Source organism: Pseudoalteromonas sp. NCCP-2140, assembly GCF_023708065.1.
In the GTDB taxonomy this organism is placed as follows: domain Bacteria; phylum Pseudomonadota; class Gammaproteobacteria; order Enterobacterales; family Alteromonadaceae; genus Pseudoalteromonas.
The window spans coordinates 504,416-516,768 of the sequence record NZ_BRCZ01000002.1; the positions used below are offsets into that span (position 1 = coordinate 504,416).

The 12,353-nt window shown below is 41.3% G+C and carries 9 protein-coding genes and 3 tRNA genes; 9 read left to right on the top strand and 3 right to left on the bottom strand.

The features are described from left to right. Positions 1 to 3 precede the first annotated feature (3 nt). The 8 genes from NFU46_RS06210 to NFU46_RS06245 all read left to right on the top strand — a co-directional run bounded on the left by NFU46_RS06210 (position 4) and on the right by NFU46_RS06245 (position 7,271). A tRNA-Glu gene (locus NFU46_RS06210) sits at positions 4 to 79 on the top strand. A gap of 78 nt (positions 80 to 157) precedes the next feature. After that, a tRNA-Glu gene (locus NFU46_RS06215) sits at positions 158 to 233 on the top strand. Between the two features lie 167 nt (positions 234 to 400). Further along, positions 401 to 476 (top strand) — tRNA-Glu (locus tag NFU46_RS06220). Between the two features lie 307 nt (positions 477 to 783). Then, entirely contained in the window at positions 784 to 1,731 is a 948-nt protein-coding gene (locus tag NFU46_RS06225; RefSeq protein ID WP_175083178.1) for an HlyD family secretion protein, read from the top strand. Beyond that, the gene (locus NFU46_RS06230; protein WP_251600626.1) at positions 1,728 to 2,654 is read left to right on the top strand and encodes an ABC transporter ATP-binding protein; all 927 of its coding nucleotides are present in this window, start codon (positions 1,728 to 1,730) and stop codon (positions 2,652 to 2,654) included. Before NFU46_RS06225 ends, NFU46_RS06230 begins: the two co-directional genes overlap by 4 nt. 5 nt (positions 2,655 to 2,659) lie before the next feature. Then, positions 2,660 to 3,805 (top strand): ABC transporter permease, encoded by a 1,146-nt coding sequence (locus NFU46_RS06235; RefSeq protein ID WP_251600730.1) that lies wholly within the window; start codon positions 2,660 to 2,662, stop codon positions 3,803 to 3,805. Positions 3,806 to 3,873: 68 nt separating this feature from the next. Continuing rightward, on the top strand, positions 3,874 to 5,037 hold the full coding sequence (locus tag NFU46_RS06240) for an extracellular solute-binding protein (RefSeq protein WP_251600628.1): 1,164 nt from the start codon (positions 3,874 to 3,876) through the stop codon (positions 5,035 to 5,037). Further along, entirely contained in the window at positions 5,034 to 7,271 is a 2,238-nt protein-coding gene (locus NFU46_RS06245) for an ATP-binding protein (RefSeq protein WP_251600631.1), read from the top strand. The genes NFU46_RS06240 and NFU46_RS06245 overlap by 4 nt, the downstream gene beginning before the upstream one ends. Before the next feature lie 10 nt (positions 7,272 to 7,281). Here the strand turns inward: NFU46_RS06245 and gloA are convergent, their stop codons facing one another. Both gloA and NFU46_RS06255 read right to left on the bottom strand, forming a co-directional pair. Further along, on the bottom strand, positions 7,282 to 7,680 hold the full coding sequence (gloA, locus tag NFU46_RS06250) for a lactoylglutathione lyase (protein ID WP_054553771.1): 399 nt from the start codon (positions 7,678 to 7,680) through the stop codon (positions 7,282 to 7,284). A gap of 219 nt (positions 7,681 to 7,899) precedes the next feature. After that, positions 7,900 to 9,807 carry an aminotransferase class V-fold PLP-dependent enzyme gene (locus tag NFU46_RS06255; protein WP_251600635.1) on the bottom strand — a complete coding sequence of 636 codons (1,908 nt, stop codon included), beginning with the start codon at positions 9,805 to 9,807 and terminating at the stop codon, positions 7,900 to 7,902. 254 nt (positions 9,808 to 10,061) lie between these two features. On the opposite strand from NFU46_RS06255, the gene NFU46_RS06260 reads away from it, so the two are divergent. Continuing rightward, entirely contained in the window at positions 10,062 to 11,600 is a 1,539-nt protein-coding gene (locus NFU46_RS06260) for a S10 family peptidase (protein WP_251600638.1), read from the top strand. A 117-nt stretch (positions 11,601 to 11,717) separates the two neighbouring features. Here NFU46_RS06260 and nth read toward each other — a convergent pair whose 3' ends face one another. Then, positions 11,718 to 12,350: an endonuclease III gene (gene nth, locus NFU46_RS06265; RefSeq protein ID WP_054553695.1), complete on the bottom strand. Its 633-nt coding sequence runs from the start codon at positions 12,348 to 12,350 to the stop codon at positions 11,718 to 11,720. Positions 12,351 to 12,353 lie beyond the last annotated feature (3 nt).

Genomic DNA, 12,353 nt, shown 5'->3' on the forward strand with positions numbered 1-12,353 from the left:
TGTGTCCCCATCGTCTAGAGGCCTAGGACACCGCCCTTTCACGGCGGTAACAGGGGTTCGAATCCCCTTGGGGACGCCACTTACTTTAAGTGTTGTGTTATTAAGAACTCGTCTGAATCGAGTTTAACTATTCAGTTGTCCTAGTGACACATTATGTGTCCCCATCGTCTAGAGGCCTAGGACACCGCCCTTTCACGGCGGTAACAGGGGTTCGAATCCCCTTGGGGACGCCACTTACTTTAAGTGTTGTGTTGTTAAGAGCTCGTCTGAATCGAGTTTAACTATTCAGTTGTCCTAGTGACACAGAAACTTTCTGTTTAAGCTAAGGCCATTCGCCTCGCAGGCTCGGTCTCATCTTACGCAGAAATAGCAAATCAGTGATTTGCAAACCAATTTCTGCGTCCCCATCGTCTAGAGGCCTAGGACACCGCCCTTTCACGGCGGTAACAGGGGTTCGAATCCCCTTGGGGACGCCACTTATTCAAGTTGCTTATGTGTAGTGGGGCGATGAACACCGCGCAATCTATGCACGACGTTATCAAGAGTACAAATCTCTTGGGGACGCCACTTACTTTAAGTAAGTTGATGTGTTGGAAAGACTATCTATATATCATTTCAAATAGAACTAAGATTTTTCAACTTAATATTTCTTATTCTCCATATATCTTTACGATATAGACCCCATAAATTTCTAAAACTTTAATTCCTATTGAACACTTTTACTGATCATTTTATTACTTTATAGTATTTAGCAACTCATCAGCTAACCATAAGGAAATTAAAATGTTAGCTAAACGTGTTGTATTCATTCTAATTTCTTTAGTCATTACTGCTTGCTCAGACTCAAATGAGGGAGTAGCGCTAGGAACGCTTGAGCGTGAGCGTGTGATCCATCCTGCAACGACTAACGAAATACTGATCGATTTACCCGTCTCAGCAGGCCAGTTGGTCGAAAAAGGGCAGGTGATTGCAAAGTTCGATGCTGAACTACAACAAGCGATTGTTGCTAAAGCACAAGCTCAATTAGCTCAAGCCACTGCATTTCTTGAAAAAACCTTGAATGGTGCTCGCCCCGAAGAAGTTGCTGCCGCATCAGCCAAAGTAGCAGCAGCTAATGCTGCATATACGCAAAGCGAAGCTAATTTTCGCCGTGCAAAAACCTTAGTTAAGGATAAACTCGCAAGCCAAGAAACCTTAGATAGTGCTACCGCTGCACGAGATGAGACTTTTGCTAATTTAGAATCAGCAAAGCAGAACTTAAATGAGTTAACAAATGGTTCTCGCGTTGAAGATATTAATAGTGCGAAAGCGCAAGTTCAGGCGGCAGAAGCAGAACTAAAAGTACAGCAAAAATACCTCTCAGATCTGACAATTAAAGCGATGCGTGCTGGCAGGGTCGATAATTTACCTTGGCACGTAGGTGAGCGAGTTACTAAAGGCAGCCCTGTCGTTATTATTCAAGCAAACAGCGCACCTTACGCTCGCGTATATATCCCTGAACCATATCGTGCCAAGCTCAATCAGGGCATGACACTTACGGTTCGTGTCGATGGCATAGATAAAGATATACAGGGTGAACTGACCTGGATTGCCTCAGAGCCTGCGTTCACGCCTTTTTATGCCCTTAATCAGGAAGAGCGTGCGAGATTAATGTATCTTGCTGAGGTAACACTACCGGTAAGTGAAAATAATTTACCGACAGGCGTACCTGCTCAAGTGATTATGCCATGACTGAATCGGTGATCCATGCCAAAGGTTTGGTAAAACAATTTGGCGATTTAAACGCGATTGATAACCTTGATCTAGACGTTGAGCAAGGGCAAATTTATGGCTTTTTGGGCCCTAATGGCTGTGGTAAAACGACAGCAATCCGTATGCTTACGGGGTTATTGAAGCCAACCTCTGGTGATATCAACGTGCTTGGCTTAAGTCTGCCAAAAGATGCTGAAAAGCTCAGAACACAACTCGGTTATATGACGCAAAAGTTTTCACTTTATAGTGACTTGACCGTACTTGAAAACCTAAAGTTCATGGCGGCGCTTTACCCGTTTAAAAAGCAGCAAAAACAACAAAGAATTGACGAATTGCTCCATACCTATGGTCTTGATCAAAGAGTTGATCAAATGGCCGGAAGTATGAGTGGGGGCCAACGGCAGCGCTTAGCATTGGCTGCTGCAGTGATTAATAAACCGAAAATTTTATTTCTTGATGAACCAACATCGGCTGTAGATCCACAAAATCGCCGTGACTTTTGGGAAACACTGTTTGATTTAAGTAATGCCGGTACCACGATATTAGTCACCACCCATTACATGGATGAAGCTGAGCGTTGTCATCGTTTAGCCATTTTAGAATCTGGTATTAAACGCGCGGATGGCTCTCCAAAGCAATTAATGACAGACATGCACGCTCATGTTGTTGAAATCGCAGGGGCGCAAACCAGAGAATTAAAAAAACAGCTAGCAACAATCGACCATGTTATCTCAGCCACTCAATTAGGTGCACAGCTGCGAGTATTAGTAAAAAAAAATGTTCAAGACCCCGTTGAGTTAATAAAACAGCAATCATTCTGCCAGGATACATGGCAAGTAAATAGTGTGCGTCCAAGCCTTGAGGACGTGTTTGTCACCTGTACAGGGCTGGGCAGACAATGAGTATTATGACTTCATTAAGCCGCATAAAAGCAATTGTAAGCAAAGAATTATTACAATTACGCCGCGATAGAATGACCTTTGCGATGGTGGTGATGATCCCCCTTATCCAACTGATTCTATTTGGTTACGCTATTAACACCAACGTTAAAGATATTCCTGTTGCAGTGGTCGATCATAGTCAAACTGCGCTCAGTCGCATTTTAGTACAAACAGTATCGGCGACAAATGTGGTTAAAGTGACGGATTATTACGACAGTATTGAACAGGCAAAAACAGCAATCGCCAGTGCGAAAGTGCGTGCTGTGCTGTTTATACCCCACGATGTGGCAAACCGACTTGCTCAGCACCCAACAGTTGGTTTTGGTTTGCCTGATGGCAGTAATGAGTCGTTAGTTAGGCCAATTGCGCATTGGTTAGTTGACGGCTCAGATACAATGGTAGCGTCGAGCATAAAATCGCTGCGCAATATGCCGCTTGCAGAGCTTCTCGATAAGCCTGCGAATAGAACTTACCCAACCTTTGAGACGACCTTATTTTATAACCCAGAGCAACGCTCTGCAGTGAATATTGTGCCAGGTTTAGCTGCTGTTATTTTAACCATGACGATGATTATGTTTACCTCTGCTGCCATTGTTAAAGAGCAAGAGCGAGGTAATATGGAGCTCTTAATCACCTTACCGTTAAGCTCGCTTGAATTAATGATCGGTAAAGTGGTGCCTTATATCTTCATTGGTTTTATTCAGTTATTTATTATATTAGGTATGGGTAAGCTCTTGTTTCACATTCCTTTTGGTGGCGGTTTAGTCGCATTAGTTATCGCAACTTTTGCTTTTATATGTGCCAGTTTAGTGCTTGGCTTAGTACTTTCGACCATCGCTAAAAACCAGCTTCAAGCAATGCAAATGACAATCTTTATTCTGTTACCCTCTATTTTATTGTCAGGTTTTGTATTTCCCTATGAAGGTATGCCAAAGGCAGCGCAATGGCTTGCTGAGTGCCTGCCCGCAACGCATTACCTAAGGTTAATACGCGGAATCGTGCTAAAAGATGTCAATTTAATAAGTATGAGCAGTGACTTACTTTGGCTTTTAGCCTTTACAATTTTGGGCTTGGCTGTGGCTGCATTTAGGTTTAAGAAAACCCTTGATTAGGCTGGGCAATTTAAGGCATATGTGCTTAACTAAAAAGTAATTTTAATTCATTTTGAGTAGACATTAGCGTGTGGCGAGTATTTTGGCTGGCGGTGCTATTAGTTACGTTTGATGGCTATGCAGCAACGATAAACCTAGCCCATACCATGAAGCATGAACATTTTAACCAATTGCTTAGTGAGTTTGCAGAGCAAAGCGGTTTAACGGTTAACTCTGTATTGGTTGACCAAAAGGCGCTAAAGGTAAGGTTGGTACAAAATGCCAGTACCAGCACCTCCACAGACGTCGTAATTGTACCTGCTGATCATTTAGGCCTTGATAAATATGCCAACTACAGCGTTATTCCACACTCACTCATAGCTGACACCACAGACAAGCGAACCTTAGAAACTGCAAAGCTCAACAATGTGCTCTTAGGTATACCCATCATTCAAGGGAATCACTTGTTACTTTTTTATAATAAGGAGTTTGTTAAAGAGCCAATAGAAAATTGGCAGGATATATACCAAATTCAATCATCATTGCCTGAAAAAGTGAAACTCGTTACATGGAGTTTTATGGAAATGTATTGGTTTATCCCGTTCTTATCGGCTTTTAATGGCGACCTAATTGTAGATAACCATGTTCAGCTTAATACACCGGCAATGCAATTGGCTCTCAAATTTGTTTGGGATTTAAATAAACAAAACCTGGTTGATGGACAGTGCGATTACACTTGCTCAAATAATGCATTTAAAGCGCAGCAAGCCGCCTTCATCATCGATGGTGCTTGGGCGTTAAAAACATATGAGCAGGCGCTTGGTGATAGTTTAGCTGTGCAGCAATTGCCGAAACTCAATGGTGAGTATATGCAGCCTTATTACTCAACCTTTGTGCTGGCGTTTCCAAATGATGGTTTAAATGGTGTTAATAAAGAGAGCTTGATCAAATTTGCTAAATTGGTTCAAGCGGAAAAATTCCAAACACTGGTTTGGCAAAAACTTCAAGATATCCCAGTTAACACTGAGGTTTTAAATAACCTAAAAGCACAACAAGGCACTGAGTTATCAACCTTAATTGATGCTATACAATTCACAAAACCTATGCCTTCTACCGCATCTATGATCATCGTATGGGAAGTATTAAATAAAGGGTTTATTCGCTATGGCAGTGGTGCCTTAACTGCTGAGCAAGCGGGGCTTTTTATGCAAGGGTTGGCAGAGCGTTCGATTGCCAATGAAGGGGCTGAATGAGTAGTCCACGCTTTAGTCGCGCCTTATTTATCAGTGTATTACTACTGGTCATTATTCCCCTGCTGATCCTTGCAGGTTTGATGATAGGGCGATTCTATTTAAGCTCAATTGACCAAGCAAATACGAGTTTACAATGGCAAGCTAGAAATAATGCGGCCAGTCTTGAACAACTATTATTTAAGCTTGAGAAAAATAGCCAATTGCTTAGTAGCACTAAAGCGATAACTGAGTTGCCCAATAAAGTGGTGTACTCACAGTTCGCGCTTGTGCAACTGCAGGAGTTTGTTGCCCAGAATCCACAGATAAAAGCATCGATTGTAATTGATAATCAAGGGTTTATAGTTGAAGGTTACCCTATTACTTCTTTAAATTTGAACTATAAACTCACAAAAAGTATTCTCGACAGCGCCAAAACATCAACACAGCAAAACACAATTCAAATTATCGATAATCCACAAGTCACTGAGCTACTCGCACCTCTACAGGCAACACAAAATGCCTTACTGGCTATTACATCTACCTTGCTACATGAGCAAGATTCTCTCAGTGAGCCAATAATTAAAACGGGCGTGTTAGTGTCTTTTGTGCCTTTATCAGAGGCGTTAAAGTGGCTTGCTATACATAATGAGCAACCGGTTTATCAATCGGGTAAGCAGGTACAAATTACTGCACAAGGTAACATTCTATATAGCGTGGGTGATGCTGGCGGTTACGGCAAATTAATGGAGCAGGCCTCAATCAGTAATGTTTATTATAAAGGTAAGCTAACCAGTTTACAGTTCCAAATAAATGAAGCAAAAACTGCTTACACCAGCGCTGTAAAGCAAACGGCCATATTAGCAGGGTTGTTAATTGTAGGACTCTCTATCATTTCATTTTTCTTAGTGCGTTGGTTGACGGCACGACTCCATAACCCGCTAAATCGTATTACTGCTCTTAGCCGTGAATATGCATTAGGTAATTACAAACAAGATACAGACGATTTTCATTATCAAGAGTTTAAAGATATTGCAGATTCGCTTAGCAGCATGGCCGATACCATTGATATACAAATTACTTCATTGCAATTAGAAAAACTTCGCGCTGAGCGCTCTGAGCAAGTTAAAAGCCAGTTCTTAGCCAATATGAGCCATGAAATACGAACACCGATGAATGGTATTGTGGGCTTTTTACAGCTACTTAATAAAAGCACGTTAACACAAGAGCAAGCAGAGTTTGTAAGGCAAATAAATAACTGTAGTGATGTGCTATTGACCGTGATTAACGATATTCTCGATTTTTCAAAAATAGAGGCCAATAAAATAGAGCTCGAGTCACGACAATGTGATTTAGTCGCGCTTTGTCATGACCTTATTTTATTATTTAAACCGAGCTGTGATGCCAAAGGTGTTGGCTGCCGGCTTGATGTCTCCTCATTACAATCGCTGAATGTAGAATGTGATGAAATACGTGTTAAACAAGTGCTAATTAACTTGCTCTCTAACGCTGTTAAGTTCACCAATCAAGGAGAGATCGTTCTTTCGCTTACTCTGCAAAGCCAAGATGAACACCAGACAGCCGTCGTGATATCGGTAAAAGATACAGGCATTGGTATCGCTGAAGATAAAATAACGGCCCTGTTTAATCCCTTTGTTCAAGCGCAAAGTAGTACCACTCGTGAATATGGAGGGACCGGTCTTGGGCTTGCCATCAGTAAGGGGATGATTGATTTGATGGGAGGCACTATTGCTATCAACAGTGAGTTTGGCAAAGGTACCGAGTTTACCATTAATGTTAATTTTAAATCACTAAACACACAGGACGCTAGTGCAAAAGAACACCAATCAGATGAAGATACTCAGTTCGATTTTAAAGCCGTCGACAAGCCAATATTAATTGCTGAAGATAACCCGATTAACCAAATTGTAATCACTAAGTATTTAACTCAATTAGGTCTAAATTATGAATTGGCAGAAAACGGACAAATTGCCTGTGAGAAAACCCTAACACAAGATTACGCACTGATTTTAATGGATATCCAAATGCCGGTGATGGATGGATTAACTGCCAGCGAAAACTTACTTGCAAGGCCAGATTTTGATACGCCGATTATTGCGGTTAGTGCTAATGCTATGAAAGACGACATCGAAAATAGCGCAAAAATTGGTATCAGTGACCATATCGCAAAGCCAATTAATTTTGCTGAACTTGAAAAAGCACTCGCAAACTGGCTATCTCAGCAACCGCTGAAATAGCCAGTATGAATCAAAAAGTGTTGTTATCTTTTTTCTGGATTAACTCAATTGCATAACCATCAGGGTCTTTAACAAATGCGATCTCAGTTGTGCCACCTTTTACAGGACCCGGCTCACGACTCACATTACCGCCAGCAGCTTTAATGTCTTCGCAGGCTTTATAAATATCATCAAACTCGATAGCAATATGACCGTATGCATTACCTAAATCATAGCTGTCTGTATCCCAGTTATAAGTAAGCTCAAGCACGGTCGAATCTTTTTCGTCACCATAACCGACAAAAGCAAGGGTGTAGCGGTACTCTTCGTTGTCTGCACGGCGCAGCTCTTTCATACCTAATACCTGCGTATAAAATTCAATTGATTTATCTAAATCAGCAACGCGAAGCATTGTGTGTAATAAGCGCATTATAAGCATCCTCTTTTTTGTCTTTAAATTCGCACAATTTCGATAACGCAGCATGGTACAACGCTGCGCATTAAAATTATTAAAAATGGATTATAAATTATTTCGATTGCATGCACAGTAGCATTGAGACAAAGCGTTTGATATGAAAAGGGTGATGTTATGCAGCAATAAATAGGGATTGCTGCATAACAATGAGGTTTTTGCGGTATAAGTGAAACCTTAGCTTTTCACTTTACCTTTAAGTACATAAATTTCGCCATCAAAGCTCCCTTGAATTGTCAGGCCCTGACCCGCCAACTCTTTAAGATATTCGATATGCTCATTAGTGATATGTTGCCCCGGCACTAAAAGCGGGATTCCAGGAGGATAAGGCGTCACTAACCCGGCACAAATTCGGTTGTTACTTTTGCTAATTGGCACAGATTCACGTTCGCCATAGAATGCATCACTAGGAATACAGGCTAAGTCAATAGCGGGTAGATTCTCTGGTAGGCGTGTGCGTCTCATTGAAGTGGCAAGTTTTACTTTACCGCTATCGAGTTTCTTCAATGCATTGTAAAGACGTATGATTTTTGAGCGTGTGCCACCAAGAGTCAATAAAACTAAAATGGTGCTGTGTGTATATTTTTCTATTTCAAGGCCAATTTCATCTAATAGGAATTTATGAATATCCTTTAATGAATACGGTAACTCACTAATATCGATAAGGATCTTCAGCGGATCGTGACCCATGTTATCGCCACTAAAATGTGGGAATATGTCCATGAAATCTTGCTTATCGAGCACTTTAATATGTTTCAGTGAAGCCATTTGCTGCTTAAACTCTGCAACATGATTCAGCAGGGCATTCAGTAATTTATAACCTTCCATTTCTAATTGCTTCTGGCATACATCCAGCGAAGCAATGAGCTGATATTTTGGCGAGGTACTGGCGTAAATACTGTAGATCTCACGGAAGAAATCGGCATCGAAATCAGGGTCGTTAACATGAATGTAAGACGCCTGAGAGAACGCTGAAACCACTTTATGTGCCGAATGGGTAACATAGTCTGCGCCAGCATTAATAGCTGAGTAGTGGCGTAAACTTGGATGGAAAAGCGAGTAAGCAAACCACGCTTCGTCGATAAACACTTTAATACCGTGCTGGTGTGCAAATTCAACCACTTGTTTTAAATCGCTAAGCAGACCATCGTAAGTACAGCCGGTTAAAACCAGTAATTTAGCATCGCTATTTTGCTCAATCGCTTGCTTAATGTCAGCCAATGAAGGGGGCGCGAAGATACCATATTTAGGATTTAAAATACTCGATAAATAAATAGGTAAACTAGCCGATTGCAAAATACCGTAATGTACTGATTTATGACAGTTTCGGTCGATGATCACCTTATCGCCTTTACGCAGCAAAGTTTGCAAAATAATCTTATTTGAAGTGGATGACCCATTGGTAACAAAGTAGGTATGTTTTACTTCAAATGTCGCCGCAGCTGATTCTTGAGAGCGGCCTATGGTGTTAGTGCTGTCAGACAGTGAGCCAAGCGAGTCGACAGAAACCGACAGGTCGCCAACAAATACGTTACGGCCATAAAACTGATAAAAGTCTTTAATATAGGGAGAATTTCTAAAGCTAGCACCGCCACTGTGACCAGGTGTGTGCCATGAATCGTTCGATTCACCCACATAACGACGGTAGGCGGTCCAAAATGGCGTTTCTGAACGATCATCAAAGTCATTGATCATATAGCCCAAGATTGCTTCAGGGTCTGAAATGACCTCATCTTTGAAAAAGAAAGATTCAATTTCTTCTGACTCGTTAACTATCTCCAAGCCTTTCGTATCGTCACCAATAACATAAACAGGCAGCTCAAGGCGTATGCCTTTTAATTGCTCGATAAAACGGCTATAGGTGCGCTCGCCATTATTCAGTACATCCCAACTAAGTACCACAGCTTGAATATCGCCATCTTCCTCTACATATTTCAACGCCTGCTTGAGCTCAATGCACTCAATAATGTCGATATCAACATCACTGCGCTCAAAATTGGGGATTGTTTTTGCTAGGTTCGTTGAAAGCTCTTTTAAGGTGGCAGGAACTTGCTCAATTAATAAGATACGAAGTAAAGGCAACATAGCAACTCATATAAAAAAATTTCACATTACTCAACAGCATAACGAAAGGACGGAAGCTTGTGAAATTAATACTTTGATATTTTTGTACCGAGACAGGATAAGCTTTTTACATGTTAATCGCAGATAGTTGAAATTACATGTGCTTGCTGTAAAAGTAATCGTTTAAGTACACGGTTAATTGGGCAATAAGTGATAAAGCCACTCAAGCCAGATACAGATAAAAATAAAGATAAACATGCGAGGGAGAATAAAACATGGCGTATGTTGCCAATTTCAAAACTGTAGTCATCTCTACATTGTTTGCGTTTTGTACAAACGCGGTTAATGCAGATGAAGTCTCAAATTCAAACAACAGTAAACAGTCGATACCCGAAGCCGCTAAATTTGTGACCCAGCATAAAGGTACTTTTAATGACAAAAGGCTGAAATACAAAGCTGTAGCCGGTGAAACTTATTTATTAAACAAAAACGAAGAGCCAACTGCTGCTATCTTTTCGTTTGATTACCTAGCTGCAGACGACAACAAAAACAGACCCGTTACATTTATCTGGAATGGTGGCCCAGGCTCATCGTCTAATTGGTTACATATGGGCGCATATGGCCCTAAACGAGTTGTTGTACCAAGCGATGCTTCACATCCAGGAATGGCTCCTTACGAATTAAAAGATGCGCCTGAGACGATACTTGATGTGACTGATATGGTGTTTGTGGACCCTGTTGGCACAGGTTACTCGCGCGCCTTAGGTGACACTGAAAGCAAGGCATTTTGGGGCTTAAATCAAGATGCATCTTCTATTGCTGATTTTATTGCCCAGTGGCTAACAAAAGAAAATCGCTGGAATGCGCCAATATTTTTATTGGGGGAGAGCTACGGTACAACACGAGCTGCTGCGGTTTCTAAAGTGCTTATGGATAAACACTTGATTAATGTAAATGGCATTATTTTTGTGTCACAAGCTTTAGACTATCAAGGTTCAAGCCCTTATGTTGATGACAACATTATTTCTTATATCACTTACATACCCACACTTGCTGCAACCGCTTGGTATCATAAAAAAGTAGACACATCTGGAGATTTTGAAGCGTTTATTGATGCGAGCCGACAATTTGCAGTTGATGAATTACTACCAGCCTTATTTAAGGGGAATGCCCTTAGTAAAGCTGACCGAAAGCAAATTGTTGACGGCCTGCACCGTTATACAGGGCTAAGCAAACAATATATTGAGCAGGTTGATTTACGCATTAACGCCTTTAGATTCGCTAAAGAGTTATTGCGTGATGAGGGCGTCGCAGTAGGCTTTCTTGATGGACGTTATAAGCTTGATGAACGAGACGATTTAACAGCAGCTCCTAAGCAAGACGCGTCAAAAGTGATAGGGCCAGCATATAAAGCGGCACTGATGAAATACATGCGCACAGATTTAAACGTACAGTGGAAAAGAAAATATCTAAACCCAGGCGATCCTGAGTTATCAGATAACTGGCGCTGGCGCACAGCGCCTGATGGACAAGGCTGGGAGCCAAGATACGTCAATACAGCGCCAGATTTATCTTATGTGCTTCGCAGCAATCCACAAATGAAAGTGATGGTCGCCTCTGGTTATTACGATATTGTCACGCCATTTTTTGATGCTGAATACACCTTAAATAGACACGGTATATACGCTGATAAAATTGACTATCACTATTATCACGGCGGTCACATGATGTATGTTCACGAACCAGCAAGAGTGGCGCTGTTAAGAGATACGCGAGAATTTATTAAAAAGCAGGTGAGCCAAAACCAGCGATAATGGCTAGACTATATGTGCCAAACTCTGTGTTTGGCACATTTAGAAAATGAGATTATGGTGTGATAGAGGAAGGTGAAGAGCATCACCTTTAGATTGTTTGCTTAGAGAAGACTTTAACTATTCCGTTTTTTCTTTAAACTCACATAAGTCTTCGATAATACAACTGCCGCATTTAGGTTTGCGAGCCGTACACACATAGCGGCCATGCAGGATTAACCAGTGGTGTACATCGACCTTAAACTCTTTAGGTACCACTTTTTCTAATTTTTGTTCTACAGCAACTACATCTTTACCCATAGCGAACTTAGTGCGGTTAGATACGCGGAAAATATGCGTATCAACAGCAATAGTCGGCCAGCCAAAGGCACAGTTTAAAACAACATTTGCAGTCTTTCTGCCAACCCCCGGTAATGCTTCGAGCGCTTCACGATTCTCTGGTACTTCTGAGTTATGTTTATTGACCAGAATCTCACACATTTTATAGACATTATTGGCTTTAGAATTAAACAAACCAATGGTCTTGATGTAATCGCGAAGGCCTTCAAGGCCTAAATCAAGAATCGCTTGAGGCGTGTTAGCAACAGGGAATAGCTTACGGGTTGCTTTATTAACACCCACATCTGTAGCTTGTGCTGATAAGGTAACCGCAACTAATAATTCAAACGGGCTTGAGTATTCAAGCTCTGTTTCTGGGTGCGGGTTTTGCTCACGTAAACGAGATAAGATCTCATAGCGCTTTTCTTTATTCATGGT